Source organism: Paractinoplanes ovalisporus (assembly GCF_016834655.1).
GTDB classification, from domain to species: Bacteria; Actinomycetota; Actinomycetes; order Mycobacteriales; family Micromonosporaceae; genus Actinoplanes; species Actinoplanes ovalisporus.
This window is the reverse complement of record NZ_JAENHP010000022.1, coordinates 1-14,589: the sequence shown is the minus strand read 5'-3', so window position 1 is coordinate 14,589 and position 14,589 is coordinate 1. Positions and strand designations below refer to the sequence as shown.

At 70.9% G+C, this 14,589-nt stretch carries 13 protein-coding genes; 6 read left to right on the top strand and 7 right to left on the bottom strand.

Annotation, left to right across the window (positions count from 1 at the left end):
- Nucleotides 1-75 precede the first annotated feature (75 nt).
- The 3 genes from JIG36_RS40700 (at nt 76) to JIG36_RS40690 (ending at nt 3,371) form a co-directional block, all read left to right on the top strand.
- On the top strand, nt 76-1,953 hold the full coding sequence (locus JIG36_RS40700; protein ID WP_203381910.1) for a tetratricopeptide repeat-containing protein: 1,878 nt from the start codon (nt 76-78) through the stop codon (nt 1,951-1,953).
- Nucleotides 1,954-2,062: 109 nt separating this feature from the next.
- Entirely contained in the window at nt 2,063-3,031 is a 969-nt protein-coding gene (locus tag JIG36_RS40695; RefSeq protein WP_203381908.1) for an AraC family transcriptional regulator, read from the top strand.
- A 151-nt stretch (nt 3,032-3,182) separates the two neighbouring features.
- On the top strand, nt 3,183-3,371 hold the full coding sequence (locus JIG36_RS40690) for a DUF5808 domain-containing protein (RefSeq protein WP_307873109.1): 189 nt from the start codon (nt 3,183-3,185) through the stop codon (nt 3,369-3,371).
- 35 nt (nt 3,372-3,406) lie between these two features.
- On the opposite strand, the gene JIG36_RS40685 is transcribed toward JIG36_RS40690, so the two are convergent.
- The 6 genes from JIG36_RS40685 to JIG36_RS40660 form a co-directional block, all read right to left on the bottom strand.
- Complete coding sequence (locus JIG36_RS40685; RefSeq protein WP_203381904.1) at nt 3,407-4,360, bottom strand: zinc metalloprotease; 954 nt, start codon at nt 4,358-4,360, stop codon at nt 3,407-3,409.
- Nucleotides 4,361-4,497: 137 nt separating this feature from the next.
- Nucleotides 4,498-6,210: an ABC transporter ATP-binding protein gene (locus JIG36_RS40680; RefSeq protein ID WP_203381902.1), complete on the bottom strand. Its 1,713-nt coding sequence runs from the start codon at nt 6,208-6,210 to the stop codon at nt 4,498-4,500.
- The gene (locus tag JIG36_RS40675) at nt 6,207-7,799 is read right to left on the bottom strand and encodes an ABC transporter transmembrane domain-containing protein (RefSeq protein WP_236049215.1); all 1,593 of its coding nucleotides are present in this window, start codon (nt 7,797-7,799) and stop codon (nt 6,207-6,209) included. The genes JIG36_RS40680 and JIG36_RS40675 overlap by 4 nt, the downstream gene beginning before the upstream one ends.
- Nucleotides 7,800-7,986: 187 nt before the next feature.
- Nucleotides 7,987-8,715: an FAD:protein FMN transferase gene (locus JIG36_RS40670; protein ID WP_203382162.1), complete on the bottom strand. Its 729-nt coding sequence runs from the start codon at nt 8,713-8,715 to the stop codon at nt 7,987-7,989.
- 32 nt (nt 8,716-8,747) lie between these two features.
- Nucleotides 8,748-9,248, bottom strand: coding sequence for an FMN-binding protein (locus tag JIG36_RS40665; RefSeq protein WP_203381899.1), 501 nt, complete (start codon nt 9,246-9,248; stop codon nt 8,748-8,750).
- Between the two features lie 22 nt (nt 9,249-9,270).
- On the bottom strand, nt 9,271-10,914 hold the full coding sequence (locus tag JIG36_RS40660) for a ferredoxin reductase family protein (protein ID WP_236049214.1): 1,644 nt from the start codon (nt 10,912-10,914) through the stop codon (nt 9,271-9,273).
- 164 nt (nt 10,915-11,078) lie between these two features.
- Here JIG36_RS40660 and cbiE point away from each other — a divergent pair, with 164 nt between their 5' ends.
- From cbiE to JIG36_RS40645, 3 genes are read left to right on the top strand one after another with little or no spacing between them, the layout of a single operon-like run.
- Nucleotides 11,079-12,287 carry a precorrin-6y C5,15-methyltransferase (decarboxylating) subunit CbiE gene (gene cbiE / locus JIG36_RS40655; RefSeq protein ID WP_203381897.1) on the top strand — a complete coding sequence of 403 codons (1,209 nt, stop codon included), beginning with the start codon at nt 11,079-11,081 and terminating at the stop codon, nt 12,285-12,287.
- Nucleotides 12,242-13,033 carry a precorrin-4 C(11)-methyltransferase gene (cobM, locus tag JIG36_RS40650; protein WP_236049213.1) on the top strand — a complete coding sequence of 264 codons (792 nt, stop codon included), beginning with the start codon at nt 12,242-12,244 and terminating at the stop codon, nt 13,031-13,033. The genes cbiE and cobM overlap by 46 nt, the downstream gene beginning before the upstream one ends.
- Before the next feature lie 5 nt (nt 13,034-13,038).
- The gene (locus tag JIG36_RS40645; RefSeq protein WP_203381895.1) at nt 13,039-13,755 is read left to right on the top strand and encodes a cobalt-precorrin-6A reductase; all 717 of its coding nucleotides are present in this window, start codon (nt 13,039-13,041) and stop codon (nt 13,753-13,755) included.
- On the opposite strand, the gene JIG36_RS40640 is transcribed toward JIG36_RS40645, so the two are convergent.
- Nucleotides 13,746-14,495 carry an SDR family NAD(P)-dependent oxidoreductase gene (locus JIG36_RS40640; protein WP_203381893.1) on the bottom strand — a complete coding sequence of 250 codons (750 nt, stop codon included), beginning with the start codon at nt 14,493-14,495 and terminating at the stop codon, nt 13,746-13,748. The two genes, JIG36_RS40645 and JIG36_RS40640, sit on opposite strands and share 10 nt — an antisense overlap.
- Between the last annotated feature and the right edge of the window lie 94 nt (nt 14,496-14,589).

The following is a 14,589-nucleotide window of genomic DNA, read 5'->3' as shown; positions in this document are numbered from 1 at the left end:
CTCGTCCCAGCACGCTGCCCGGCGTGCTCTGACCTGCTGAAACGAAGCGACGCGGGCGCCCGGTCGTGGCATTGGATGTGGCTTTCGATTCGTTACGATGGCCGCCCGAACGACCTGACGGGAGGCCGGGTGCCCCGTAAGCCTCAAGAGACTCCACGTGGAGCCTGGCCCGCCGGTGGTCCGCATCGGGAGCTGCTGGAGCTGCTCGATGACCTCCGTGAGTCCAGGCCGGCCGGAGAACGGCTGTCGTTCCTGAAAATCGGCGCCGCTGTCCATCTGAGCGACGAGCAGGTCTCCCGCATCCTGTCGGGCCGCGTCCGGCCGGCGAGCAGGAGACAGGTCGAGGATCTGACCCGGGCGCTCGGTGGAGGCTCCGAGGAGGTACAGCGTGCGGACGCCCTCTTTCACGAGATGGCCACCGCCCGCGTTCGCCGGTCGAGCGCGAAGCCTCGCCGGAAAGCCCTGATCGTCAAGCAGAAACACCCGTTTGTCGACCGGCCGGAGCTGTCCGGGAACTACCGGAAGCTCGTGCAGTCGGGCTCCCCGCTCGTGGCCCTGGTCGGCTCGGCCGGCACCGGGAAGACGACGTTGGCGACGTCGCTGGCCGGCGCGGACGCCCCTGTGATCCTGTGCACCTCAGAGAGCGACATCGAGCGGGGGATGCGAGAGATCCTGAGCCACCATGCGCGGTCGGCGACGTATACCGTCCCGCAGCTGGAACTGGCATTCCACCGGTATCTCAGAACGAGCCGATCACTGATACTCGATGACGTCCGGCGAGCGGAAGACCTCGAGCGCCTGATCCCACCCGACTGGGAGGGCACGGTCGTCGTGACGACGCGGATCCGGCATCGGCTGCTGCCACCCGAAGCGGTGATCGAGGTGGGCGCGATGAGCACCACCGAGGCGATCGAGCTGGCCGAACACCTTCTCGGTGATGACCTGACGGCGGACCAGCGAGCCGCCCTGGCCGGCGCCGTCGGCAATCATCCACTCGCCGTCACAGCGATCTGCGGACGCCTCAAGCAGAGGGAATCGTCGGATGTCGACGGCCTTGTCAGTGATCTTCAGAGACACGCCCCGCTGCTGCTGGACGGTTTCGATGACCGGGAGCGGCCCGGTCTGGCGCAGATCTACCGCGAGACCTATCACGACCTTCGAGCGCGGCATCCGCGAAAGGCGCTGCTCCTCGGGATGATCGCGTATGCCGGGAGCGGACCGCTCAAGGTGAGGTTCCTGTTCCAGGCGTTCCGGAAGCCGGGACCGAACGGAACACCCGGGCCGCAGGTCGCGCGGGCCGCCACCCAGGAAGCACTCGAGCATCTCCGCGATCTGTTCCTGATCGACATGACGGACGACGGAGTCCGCATGCACGACCTGACCAGGGCGCTTCTCCGCGATGCGTTGCGGGACAACCGGGAAGTCCTCACCGCCGACCTGCACGAGGCCATCATGGCGGGCCTGACCGACGCCGCTGCGGCCAACGATCCCCGCACCACCCGCCGGCTCGCATCCAAGATCATTATTCACGCCTGGCATCACCTCATGGGCACCGGATCGGGCGGAACCAGCCTGTACCCACCGGCGAATGAGGCCTTTGACCAATATCTCGCGGTCGCGGCGGCGACGCTGGCCGCCATCCAGGTGGATCCGAATGAGTATCTTCTGATGCTCGCGCCGGACGGGCCGGACTCACACGGGCTGCGCCTCATCTATCTGGGCCGGGAACGCGGCCGGCAGAAGGTGATCGACCTGGGCGGCCAGAAGGCGGTCGTGTTCTCGGGCCAGGAACTGAAGATCTGGGATTCCGAAGGCGACGCGCCGGTGGACGTGGAGTTCCCGCGGGCACCGTGCCCCGGGCCGGATGGGCCTTCGAGTCTGCGCGGCGTGACCATCGCCTACAGATCCAGTGGCGATCCGGTCCGTAAGAAGGTCATCATCGTGCCCCGTTGAGCACCCGGACGGCGACGCGGGAGGGCGTGGGAGCGTGCCCCGGAATCGTCCAGGTGGGTCATTCTGATCACGGCGAGGGCGGCCTATTCTCCGCGGAGGAGGGGTCGCCATGTCCGCGGAGCCGGGTTCTGTTCCGATTTTGCGCACCAGCATGGAGACCTACGACTTCGGCGAGTCGGAAGATCTGCTCCGGCGGCGCTACGTCGATCACCACACCCAGGCGGGCAGCACGGAGCCCGACTTTCTCTTCCGGTCTCGCATGGCCACCGCGGGCCCGCTCATCGTCGATTCGCCGCAATGGCGGGCCGGCATGACCTTTCACACCCAGCCGTTCGACGCGATCCACATTCTGACCGTGGTCGACGGCAGGGCCGAGGTGACCGCCGGTCGGCAGCAGGCCGGCGCGAAAGCGGGCAGCGCACTTCTGTATCCGGTCGGTCTTCCGCTCGAGATCTCGCTGGACCGGTCGACCCAGATCGCCATTCAGTTTCCGGTCGGCGAGGTGCGGCGGGTCTCCGAGCGGTTCGGCCTCGACCCGGCCGATTTCCGGTTCGACGCGATGAACCCGGTGTCGCCCGCCGCGGCCCGCCGCTGGGAGGCCACCGCCACCTATCTCAACCAGTTGATGGCCGGCCCGGAGATCCATCAGCTGTTGCTCAGAACCGCCCTCGACGTGGTGACGACGACGGCGGTGACCGTGTTCCCGAACACCGCCATGACGGTCGACTACATCGCGGAACCCGGCCGGATAGCGCCCGCCGTCATCCGCCGGGCGGTCGCCTATGTGGACGAGCACGCCGCCGAACCGCTCACCGTGGAGGAGATCGCCGCCGCGGCCGGCATCGGGACCCGTACGCTGCAGGTCGGTTTCCGCCGTCACCTCGACACCACTCCGGCCGCTTACCTGCGTCACGTGAGGCTGCAGCGGGCGCACCGCGACCTGCAGGCCGCCGACGCCGCGAGGGGGGACACCGTCGCGGACATCGCGTATCGCTGGGGGTTCGCCAACCTGGGCCGGTTCGCCGGCTACTACCGCGAGGCGTTCGGCCGCCGCCCGAGCCAGACCCTGCAGACCTGATGACCGGAGACAGGGCCCCGACCGCATCTGGCACGACGGCAATCTGGGCGCCGGCACCGCGATCGCGGCGGCACTCTGCTTCGCCGCCGGCTTGGGCGGATTTCTCGGCATGACCGCGTACGCATCCCGGCCGCACACAAGCAGATCCCAGGTGCCGGAGGACGAGCACTGGCGCGCCGGCATGTTCTACGTCAACCGGGACGACCCCCGCCTGCTGGTCCCCCGCCGCAGCGGCCTGGGCTGGACAGTCAACTTCGGACACCCGGCCGGCTGGGCTGTGCTCACCCTCCTGCTCGCGATTCCCGTCGCCGGGGTGCTGGCCGGAGCCCTCGCCCATTGACCGGCACGTCAGCGGGCGCGGGCTCCGGCCACGGGTCAGCCGGCTCGGTAGGCGAACCAGATCAGGGCCATGCGGATGCTCTGGCCCAGGGTGAAACGGTCGAGGCACGGGTCGTCGCCGTAGCTCATGAAGTTGTGTACGGGGTCGCGGCCGGGGGCGGGGCAGGTGTCGTCGGACTCGTTGCACTCGAAGATGTTGTCGCCGTCGGCCTGGTAGGGGGTGTCGAAGACCTGGTCGCCGGGAGCGGTGCAACCGTTCTCGAACGTGTGGTAGAGGCCCAGCCAGTGGCCGACCTCGTGGGTCAGGGTGTCGCCCTCGTTGTAGGGGGCCGCCGCGCCGCCGGGCAGGCTCTCGTTGAGGACCACGACACCGTCCTGGATCAGCGTGGCCTCGTTGGGGTAGTACGCGTAGCCGAGCAGGCCGCCCGACAAGCCGGCGATGTAGATGTTGAGGTCGTCGTAGCCGCCGCGGTGCAGGGCCGCCTTGGCCTCCTGGTCGTCGGACGGGTCGACGTCGGGGTCGGCCCAGTCGAACCAGTCGTCGTTGCGGGTGTAGTCGACCGACTTCGTGGTGAAGCGGAAGATCGTACGGGCGTCGAAGGGTGAGGTCCGGCCGCCGTAGGCCGCGTTGAGCACCGCGATCTGGTCGGCGATCTGCTTCTTCGTCACTCCCCCGGTGCCGTCGGCGCGGGTGATCACGTGCACGCGCACGTCGATGGTGATCTGGCCTCTCGGCACCTTCGACTTCCAGGTAAGACCCTTCGACCTCAGCTTGGCGGTCATCTGCTTCTCGGCCTGGGTGGCCTCGCTGCGGGTCAGGTCGTTGGGGTCGGACCCGCCGGGCCGGTTGCCGCGCACACGTTCGCTCGAGACGGAGGTGCACGCCGCGACGGAGTCGGCCGCGGCGACGGCCACCCCGCTCGACGGGGCCGTGATCAGCGCCGCCCCGAGGACTCCGATCACGACGGTGCTGATTCGCCTTCGTTGCATGAGGGTTCCTCCTCGTGAGGATCCGGCAAGACCGACGGCCGTCGATGCGGCCGCCGGTAATCGGACAATCACCGAAGGTAGGAGCCAATGACGGTCACCGATACCGTCCGTGCGGCCACCAGGACCGCGAAGATCGGCTAATCGCTGCTGTGCCAGGAGTGCCACAGGGCCGCGTACGGGCCACCGGCCGCGACCAGAGTGTCGTGCGTGCCGACCTCGATGATGCGGCCGTCCTCCATGACCACCACCCGGTCGGCGTCGTGTGCTGTCTGCAAGCGGTGGGCGATCGCGATCACCGTACGTTCGTGGAGCACCGCGGCCAGGGCGCGCTCGGCCGTGCGGGCCGCCGTGGGGTCGAGCAGCGCGGTGGCCTCGTCGAGGATGACCGTGTGGGGGTCGGCCAGCACCACCCGGGCCAGGGCCAGCTGCTGGGCCTGGGCGCCGTCGGGCGGATTCACGCCCAGGTCACGGTCGAGGTCGTCGGCCCAGTCGGCGCCCACCGTCTTGAGGGCCCGCCGCAGGTCGTCGTCGGGGGCCTCGATCATCAGGTTGTCGCGCAGGGACTCGCGGAAGACGTGATGCTCCTGGGTGACCAGGACTACCTGGCGGCGCAGCTCGTCGGCCGGCAGGTCGGCGACCGGGACACCGCCGACGGTCAGCGAGCCGGACGCGGGGCGGTCGACGCCGGCGATCAGGCGGCCCAATGTGGACTTGCCGGCGCCGGAGAGCCCGACGATGGCCAGCCGCTCGCCGGGGCGCACGGTCAGGTTCACGTCGTGCAGCACGTCGCGGCCCTCGTCGTACGCGTATCGCACCTGGGAGATCTCGATGCGGTCGCCCTGCGGCAGGGTGGTCGAGACCGGTGGCCCGGCGGGCACGGCGGCCAGGCCCTCGATGCGGGCGAAGGAGGCGCTGCTGCTCTGCAACGACTCGATCCAGATGAGGATCATGTCGAGCGGGCCGACCAGCTGACGCAGGTAGAGCACCGCGGCGCCGACCGTACCCAGGCTCACGTGGCCGTCGAAGTAGAGGAAGCCGCCCAGCAGCAGCACCAGCACGCTGGGTACGGCGTATGAGATCTCGACCGACGGGAAGAAGACGCTGCGCAGGCCCAGGGTCGCCAGGCGCGTGCGCCGGGTCTCGATGATCGCTTCGCGGCCGGCCGAGAGGCGCCGCTCGGCCAGGCCGAACGCCTCGATGGTGCGGGCGCCGGCGGTGGTCGCGGCCAGTTCGTCGGCGAGCCGGGAGTTGGCCTCGCCCTCCTTGAGGTAGGCGGAGCGGGCCACGCGCAGGTACCACCGGGTGGCGAACCAGATGCCGGACAGGCCGAGCACACCGACGACGCCGAGCAGCGGGTTGAGCAGCAGCACGGCGACCACGATGAAGATGATCTGGACGACGCCGATGAGGATGTTGGGCAGGATGTCGCGCAGCGTGTTGGCAACCGCGTCGACGTCGGTGGTGCCGCGGGCGGCCAGGTCACCGGCCGGAACCCGTTCGATCACGGCCGCGGGCAGGCCGAGCGAGCGGCGCAGGAAACCCTCGCGGATGCGGGCGGCGGTGCGTTCGCCGAAGCGGTACGCGATCGCCAGCGACTGCCGGGCCAGCAGCGTCTGCAGCACGGCGCAGGCCAGCACACCCGCGGCGAGCTGGTCGACCCGGCCGGCGCCGCCCCCGCCGGCGACGGTGTCGATGATGCGGCCCAGCAGCCACGGGCCGCCCAGACCGGCCAGCGCGGCCAGCACGTTGATCACGGTCATGACGGCCACCGAGCGGCGGTCGGCCCGGATCAGGGCCAGGGCGGCCCGGGCCACACCGCGTTGATCGGCGACGGGAAGCGCGGCCGTCACGCGTCCTCCCCGAAGACGCGCGACACGAGAGCGCGATAGCCCGGGTTCTCCAGGAGCAGCGACCGGTGCGTGCCGGTGGCGGCGACCCGGCCGTCGACCAGGTAGTGCACGACGTCGGCTTGGTCGAGCATCACCGGCGAGGTGGTGGCGACGACCGTGCCGCGGCCCCGCCGGGCGGCGGTGAGGCGTTCGGCGATGGCGGCCTCGGTGTGCGCGTCGACGGCCGAGGTGGGTTCGGCCGCGAGCAGCATCTCGGGGTCGGCGTGCACGGCCCGGGCCAGGCGGACGCGCTGGCGCTGACCGCCGGAGATGTTGCGGCCGGACCACTCGATCGGCCGGTCGAGGCTGGACGCCACGTCGTGGGCGACGGCGGTGGTGATCGCGCCGCGGACCCGCTCGTCGTCGGCGTCGTCCCGGCCGGCCACCACGTCGCGCAGCTCGCCCGCGAACAGGTCGGCGCCGGGCTGCGCCACCAGGAGACGGGCCCGGACCTCGGGCTGGGCGACCTCCGCGAGCGGGATGTCGCCCCAGGTCACGGCAGTCTCGCCGTAACCACCGAGCCGGTCGATCACCTCGGCCGCGTCGGCCGGACGGGAGCCGGCCAGGGCGGTCAGGCGGCCCGGTTCGGCGACCACACCGGATTCCGGGTCGCGCAGCACGGCCGGATGCGGAGGGCCGGGCACGCCGGACGGGTCGTCGGCGGGCAGGCGCAGGAAGTCGACCACGCGGCGGGCCGCGACCAGCCCGCGGGTGACGTCGAACGAGCAGAAGATCAGCACGTTGACCGGGATGACCAGCATGGCCGTGTAGCCGTAGACGGCCACCAGCTCGCCGACGGTCAGCTCACCGGAGACCGCGAGCCGGGCCGCCAGCCAGACGACCACGGCCAGGAACACGACCGGGAGCCCGTCGCCGAGCGCGCCGATCCAGCTGAACGGGCCACCGACGCGATATCCCTGGTCACGCAGTCGCGCGGACTGGTCGTCGTACCGGGAAAGGTGTGTCTGCTTGCCGCCGAGCCCGTTGAGGATGCGCAGGCCGCCGAGCACGTCGACCAGGCGGGTGTTGAGCTCCCCCTGCTGCTCGCGATAGACCAGGCCGGCCTTCTGCCCGCGCTGCAACAGCGGGCCGACGAAGACGGCGAGAACCGGCACGCCGATCAGCACGACGGCGGCCAGCATGTGCGAGGTCTGGAAGAGGATGGTCGCCACCACCGAGATGGCCAGCGTGGAGGCGACACCGACGCCGCCCACGTTCATCGCGCGGCCGATCGTCCACACGTCGGAGATGCCGATGGTGACGACCTCGCCCGCGGTGATGCGGCGGGGCAGCGCCGATCCGAGCCGGGTGGCGTGCGACATGACCAGGTCGGCCGTCTGCAGCGCGGCCGCCATGCGCAGCCTCGTCATGCTGCGGTGGCGCATGATGCCGAGCCCGGCACTGGCCGCGCCGACGATCAGCACGGCGGCGGCCCAGGCGATCAGCGTACGGGGTTCGTGCGGCGCGAGCCCGTGGTCGATGGCCTGTGAGAGCAGCCAGGGCGTGGTCGCCAGGCTGAGGAACCACAGCGACCCGAAGAGGGCTCCCATCCCCACTCGGCCCTTGTTCGATCTGCCCAACCACCAGAGAAAGCGCGCCGGTCCCCGTAAGTCCACGTCGCCATGCTGCCTCATGGGAGTCGATGAACGCCGCCCAGTTTCACCCGCTTGTGGATAACCGCACGGACGGACCGCCCAGGCTGGGGATGAGGAAAATGCCCATATAAACTGGGCGGTATCAGACGGCCGCGGGGAGATTCGCCGAGCTGAACGCCCGCCCGTCATCCGTCACCACAGCGGAGTCGTAACCATCGGCCGCCCGCTTGGCGAGCCAGGCGATCCCGGCCTCCCCCATCGCGAGCGCCGCCGTGGCATAAGCGTCGGCCACCGACAGATCGGGCCCGACCACGGTCACCGAGCGCAACCCACGGGCCGGCTGCCCGGTCCGCGGATTGATCACGTGATCGCCCCGCTCGTAGGTGCCCGAGGTCGCCACCGCGCCGTCGTTGAGCGCGAGCACCCAGCTGACCTTGTCGGCCTCCCACGGGTGCCGGATGCCGACCCGCCACGGGCCGCCCTCCGGATGCCGGCCGCGCATGCGGATGTCGCCGCCCGCGTTGATGTAGTGGTCGTGCGACCCGGCGTCGGCCAGCCGGGCCGAGGCCACCTCGACCGACCAGCCCTTCACGTAACCGGACGGGTCGAGCGAGCCCCCGGCGTACGCGTCGAAGTAACCGTCGGTGTCGCGCCACAGGTCGGCGCACATCTTGAGGACGTGCCGCAGGTCGGCCGAGCAGTCGTCGATCCGCAGCTCGCCGCGCGCCAGCCGGGACACCTCGCTGTCCGCCTTGTAGGTGCTGAACCGCGCGTCGACCTCGTGCAGCCAGTCACACACGCCCGCGATGAGCCGACGGAGCTCCTCCTCCGGCCGGTCGTCGGCCAGTTCGATGCTGACCGTCGTACCCATCACATGTTCGACATGGCGCACAGAGCGTGACCCTACGCCTTTGCGGCGTCCAGCGCTGCCTGCAGTGACTTGACATAGGACTCACTGGTGTAAGTGGCCCCGGAGACGGCCGCGACGTCGGCGCTCGTGGCGCCCAGGGTCGACTGCTTGAGGGTCGCGATGGCCGGCGGATTGATCGTCCCGCTGTCGTTGGCGGTGGGATAGGTGGCGTCCGCACCCGTGATCTCGCCACCCTCGACCTTGATGGTGACCTGGATTTTCCCGTACGGGTTGGCCGCCGCGTTCCCCTTGAAGACGCCGTCCTTGAAGCCGGTCTTGGCCTTCTCGGGCGCCTTCTCCTCCTCCTTCGCGCCCTCGCCGTTGGCGGCCGGCTTCGTCGTCGGCTTCTTGGCCGGCGCCGGAGAGCTGTCCTGCAGGTCGGCGACCGGCGCCTGGGCGACGGGAGCCTCGGGCGGCGTCACGCTCAGTCGCACCCCGATGATCAGGGCGGCGCCGGTCAGGGTGCCGACGGCTGCTGCGGTACTGCGTCGCATGTCGAGAACTCCTCGTGTCTTCTCAGAACTCGAACGGGTCGAGGTGCAGCTGGCTGTCCGGGACGTCGAGGTCACGCAACGTCCCCACCGCGGCCTCGACGAGACCGGGCGGACCGCACAGGTAGACGTCGCGGCGGGTCACGTCAGGTACCAGGCCGAGCAGCCCCTCGGGCGTGAACAGCCGGCGCGGGCCGGGGTCGTTGCGGCCGCCGACGATGTAGCGCACCCAGGCGTCGCGCTGTTCGGCCAGGTCTTCCAGCTCGCCGCGGAAGACCAGCTCGTCGGGGCGGCTGGCCCGGTAGATGACGATCGTGTCCGGCGGCATGTCTTCGAGCAGGGCCCGGATCGGCGCGATGCCGCTGCCGCCGGCGATCAGCAGGGCCCGGCGGCGGGTGCGGCGCTGGGCGGTGAACACCCCGAACGGGCCCTCGGCCCAGACCGGCGTGCCCGCCTTCATCGAGGCCAGCTTGCGGGTGTGGCCGCCGACCGCGGTCACCGTGAGCCGCAGCCACTGCGAGTTGGGCGCGGCCGAGAGCGAGAACGGGTGCGACTGCCACCAGCCGTTGCGGGTCAGGAACCGCCACCGCATGAACTGGCCGGCCTGGGCGGGCAGCTTCTCCAGGTTCTTGCCGTCGATGTAGATCGAGAACGTGTTGCCGCCCTCGGAGACGACCTCGGCCACCTCGAAGCGGTGTCGCATGTTGAGCCACAGCGGCTCGATCAGGCGGCCCCAGACCAGGGCCGAGATGACCAGCGCGGTCAGGGCGGGCCAGAAGATCGAGGCGAACTTGCCGCTGAGGTTGGCGCCGGTGGCGACCTGGTGGCCGTAGCCGAGCAGCAGCACGAGGTAGCCGGTGAGGTGGATCAGGTGCCACAACTCGTACGGAAGCCTGGTCCTTGCCGCCCGCATCGAGATCAGGCTGATCACCACCAGGATGATCGTGGCGGCGCTGGCGCTCAGCATCTCGGGCAGCGTGGTGATGATCGTCCAGCCCTGCTCGACGACGCCGGTCTCGGCGGTGAGCGCGTAGCCGTAGACGATGAACACGACGTGGGCCAGCACGAAGACGCAGAGCGAGGTGCCGAGCCAGCGGTGCCAGCGCAGCAGGTCGCGGGCGCCCACCCACTCCTCGAGCCAGCTGACCCGGCTCATCATGAGCAGCTGGATGAACAGGATGTAACCGCCGATCAGGCCGGTGATGCGACCGGCGGCCAGCATGAGGGACGCGGTGTCGCTGATCTCGCCGGACTGGGTCTCGAACAGCCAGAGCGAGACACTGGTGGCCAGGCCCGCGAAGAACAGCAGGACCGTGAGCAGCCGGTTGCCCGAGATGGCCTCGGCCGGCGGGCGGTCGTCGGGGATCGGCGGCTGGGCCGGGCCCGAGGCCTTCCAGCCGGTCGGGTCGGTGTTCGACTCGACCAGGATGTCGCTGCGGCGGTACGGGTCGTCGCGGTACGGGTCGTCGGGCCAGGGATCACGGGCCTCGTCGACCTCGCGCACGCCCCAGCCGTCGGAGAGGCGGCGGTCGTCGTCCTGCTCACCCCAGGGGTCGGCGCCCCGGTCGTCCTGAGGCGTGGCGCGCAGGTCGGCGAAGTATTGCGCGTCCTCGTCCGGCGAGTAGCGCTGATCTTGAAAGGTCTGGAACGTCGGCGGCCCTTGCGCCATGATCCTCACCCGTTCAGCGGTCGTCTTGGGCGTCTGCCACCCCCTGCGGCGGACGTGACGACCCGGTCTCGGGGAGCCGTCGGGCTGTTGTACGCACCCGGCGCCGCCTTCGCTCAACCGGATGCGGAAATTCTCGCGGCCACCGGCTCCGATAGGTTCGGCCTATGAGCGCCGAACCCGACCTGGTCACGGTGGTCGGCATCGGCGCCGGCGGGTGGGAGGACCTTTCCCGTACGGCGGTGAGCACGCTCGCCTCCAGCGGCGTCATCATCGGTGGTCCGCGGCATTTGTCGCTTCTGCCGCCCTCGGTGACGGCCCGCCGTGTCCCGTTGCCGTCTCCGCTGCTCCCGGCGCTGGGCGATCTCGTCGAGGAGCACGCCGCGGCCGGGCTGTCTGTGCTGGCCAGCGGCGATCCGATGTTCCACGGCATCGGCGCCACGCTCGTGCGTCTGATCGGGGCTTCCCGCGTACGGGTGCTGCCCCACCCGTCGTCCGCCGCGCTGGCCGCCGCCCGGTTGGGCTGGCCGCTCGCCACGACCGAGGTGCTGAGCCTGGTCACCGCCGACCCGGCCACCGTACGGAAGTCTCTGAACCCCGGCCGTCGCCTGCTGGTGCTCGCCCGCGACGCCGCCACCCCCGCTGCCGTGGCGTCGCTGGTGGCCGCCGCGGGTTTCGAGTCGGCCGAGCTCACGGTGCTGGAGCAGCTGGGCGGCCCCGCCGAACGGATCTTCTCGGCTCCGGCCGGCTCGTGGGAGCACCCGCCCGGCGACCCGCTCAACGTGATCGCCGTCGACTGCGGCCCCGGCCCGTCGGTCTCGGTCGTGCCCGGGCTGCCCGATTCCGCGTACGAGACGGACGGGCAGCTCACCAAGCGTGAGGTGCGGGCCGTGACCCTGGCCGTGCTGGCGCCCGTGCCCGGCGAGCTGCTGTGGGACGTCGGCGCCGGGTCGGGTTCGATCGGCATCGAGTGGATGCGCAGCCACCCCTCGTGCCGGGCCGTCGCCGTCGAGTCGTCGGCCGCCCGCGTGGCCACGATCCGGGCCAACGCCGCCACGCTCGGTGTCCCCGGGTTGCAGACGGTGACCGGCCACGCGCCGGCGGCCCTGGCCGGCCTGCCCACGCCCGACGCGGTGTTCATCGGCGGCGGCCTGACCGGCGAGGGTGTGCTGGAAGCGGGCCTGGCCGCGCTGCGCCCGGGCGGCCGCCTGGTCGCGAGCGCGGTGACGCTGGAGTCCGAGGCCACGCTGGCGGCCGCCTACGCCAAGCTGGGCGGGGAACTGACCCGCCTGTCGGTGAGCCGGGGCTCACCGGTGGGCGGCTTCACGGGATGGAGACCCATGATGCCGGTGACGATCTGGTCGGTGACACCGTGACGGTGCATTTCATCGGCGCCGGGCCGGGTGCGGCCGACCTGATCACCGTACGGGGAAAGCAGTTGATCGGCTCTTCTCCTGTCTGCCTCTATGCGGGCAGTCTGGTGCCGGTCGAGCTGCTGGAATCGTGCCCGCCCGGCTGCCGTCAGGTCGACACCTGGGAGCTGACCCTCGACGAGATCATCGCCGAGATGACCGCGGCCCACGAGGCCGGGCATGACGTGGCCCGCCTGCACTCGGGCGACCCGTCGGTCTTCAGCGCCGTGGCCGAGCAGATGCGCCGCCTCGACGCGGCCGGAATCCCGTACGACGTCACCCCCGGTGTCCCCTCCTTTGCCGCCGCGGCCGCCTCGCTGGCGCGCGAGTTCACGGTCCCCGGCGTGGCCCAGACGGTGATCCTGACCCGGACCGCCGAACGGGCCACCGCCATGCCCGAGGGCGAAGACCTGACCACCCTGGCCGCCAGCCGCTCGACGATGGTGCTGCACCTGGCCGTCCAGCGGATGGAGGCGGTGGCGGCCGAGCTGATCCCGGCCTATGGCGCGGACTGCCCGGTGGCCGTGGTGGCGCGGGCCAGCCGCCCCGACGAGGTGATCCTGCGCGGCACCCTGGGTGACATCGCCGGGCAGGTCAGCGCGGCCGGCATCCGGCGTACGGCGATCATCGTGGTCGGGCCGGCCCTGACCGCGGTCCAGTTCCCCGACAGCCACCTCTATTCCGCCGCCCGCAGCCGCCCCGGCTCCTGACCGTCATGCGGCACGTCCTCGTTCTCGGCGGGACCAGCGAGGCCCGCGCCCTGGCCGACCGGCTCACCGACCTGCGGGTGATCACCTCGCTGGCCGGTCGTACGTCCTCTCCCCGGCGGCCCGCGGGCGAGGTGCGGATCGGCGGCTTCGGCGGTGTGGACGGCCTGGTCGCCTATCTGCGGGAGCAGCGCATCGACGTCCTGGTCGACGCGACCCATCCGTTCGCGGCCGTGATCAGCGTCAACGCGGCCGAGGCGGCGGCCCGGGCCGGGGTGCCGTTGATCGTGCTGCGCCGGCCCGGATGGGTCGAGAAGCCGGGCGACCGGTGGCACCGCGTACGGGACCTGGCCGGAGCCGCCGCCCTCCTCCCCCACCTCGGCCACCGGGTCTTCCTGACCACCGGCCGGCAGGGAATCAGCGCGTTCGCCCAGGTGGACGCGTGGTTCCTGGCCCGCTCGGTGGAACCGCCGGAGCCGCCCATGCCCCGGCGGCTCGAGGTGCTGCTGGACCGGGGCCCGTTCACCCTTTCCGGCGAGCGGCGCCTGATCGGCGAACACCGGATCGACGTGCTGGTGACCAAGGACAGCGGCGGTCCGGACGCCAAGCTGACGGCGGCCCGCGAGCTCGGTGTCCCCGTTGTCATGGTCGACCGCCCGGCTCTTCCGGGGGCCCTGGTGGCAACCACCGCGCCCGAGGCCGAGGCCCTGATCCGTCAGACCTGATTCGCGCCGCCGTCGACGTAGAGGTTCGCTCCCACGATGAAGCTGCTCTCCGGCGAGGCCAGGAAGGCGACGGCGTGGGCGACCTCGTCCGGGCTGCCCGTGCGGCCGAGCGGCACCGAGGCGGCCAGGGCGGTCTTGACGGCCTCGTGGTCCTGCCCGTGCGCCGCGCTCAGCTCCTCGACGCCGCTGGTGTCGACCGGCCCCGGTGAGATCGCGTTGACCCGGATGCCCCGGCCGGCGAGCTCGTTCGCCCAGGTGCGGGCGAAGGACCGGACGGCGGCCTTGGACGCGGCGTAGGCCCCGAAGGCCGGTGCGCCCCGGTCACCCGAGGTGGAGGCGTTCAGGATGATTGAGGCACCCGGGTTGAGCAGCGGCAACGCCTTCTGCACGGTGGCGAAGGTGCCCTTGACGTTGACATCGAAGATCCGGTCGAGCTCCTCCGGGGCGAGGTCGTCGAGGGTCGCGAACGACGCGGTGCCGGCGTTGGCGAACAGGATGTCGAGGCCCTGCCCGCGCTCGCGGACCGCGGCGTAGAGCCGGTCGAGGTCGTCCGGATCGGTGATGTCGCCCGGCACCGCGGTGACCGACGAGCCGATGGCCTCGACCGCCTCATCCAGCTCGGCCTTGCGGCGGCCGGTGATGAAGACGTACGCACCCTCGGCCACCAGTCGCGCGGCGGTGGCCCGGCCGATTCCCCGCGTGCCGCTACCGGTGACGACGGCTGTTTTCCCCTTGAGCATCTTTTTTCTCCAGTTCTATTTTTGTACCAACCGATCGGTACAGAAGTACGCTAGCACTTCCGGATCGATCGGTACACAACTGGTAAGCTCGATC

What these genes read in the sequence shown, in the direction of transcription:
- JIG36_RS40700 (WP_203381910.1), top strand. Translation starts at nt 76, where the DNA reads ATGTGGCTTTCGATTCGTTACGATGGCCGCCCGAACGACCTGACGGGA.
- JIG36_RS40665 (WP_203381899.1), bottom strand. Translation starts at nt 9,248, where the DNA reads ATGCGACGCAGTACCGCAGCAGCCGTCGGCACCCTGACCGGCGCCGCC.
- JIG36_RS40695 (WP_203381908.1), top strand. Translation starts at nt 2,063, where the DNA reads ATGTCCGCGGAGCCGGGTTCTGTTCCGATTTTGCGCACCAGCATGGAG.
- JIG36_RS40640 (WP_203381893.1), bottom strand. Translation starts at nt 14,495, where the DNA reads ATGCTCAAGGGGAAAACAGCCGTCGTCACCGGTAGCGGCACGCGGGGA.
- cobM (WP_236049213.1), top strand. Translation starts at nt 12,242, where the DNA reads ATGGAGACCCATGATGCCGGTGACGATCTGGTCGGTGACACCGTGACG.
- JIG36_RS40675 (WP_236049215.1), bottom strand. Translation starts at nt 7,799, where the DNA reads ATGGGAGCCCTCTTCGGGTCGCTGTGGTTCCTCAGCCTGGCGACCACG.
- JIG36_RS40645 (WP_203381895.1), top strand. Translation starts at nt 13,039, where the DNA reads ATGCGGCACGTCCTCGTTCTCGGCGGGACCAGCGAGGCCCGCGCCCTG.
- JIG36_RS40660 (WP_236049214.1), bottom strand. Translation starts at nt 10,914, where the DNA reads ATGGCGCAAGGGCCGCCGACGTTCCAGACCTTTCAAGATCAGCGCTAC.
- JIG36_RS40685 (WP_203381904.1), bottom strand. Translation starts at nt 4,360, where the DNA reads ATGCAACGAAGGCGAATCAGCACCGTCGTGATCGGAGTCCTCGGGGCG.
- cbiE (WP_203381897.1), top strand. Translation starts at nt 11,079, where the DNA reads ATGAGCGCCGAACCCGACCTGGTCACGGTGGTCGGCATCGGCGCCGGC.
- JIG36_RS40670 (WP_203382162.1), bottom strand. Translation starts at nt 8,715, where the DNA reads ATGGGTACGACGGTCAGCATCGAACTGGCCGACGACCGGCCGGAGGAG.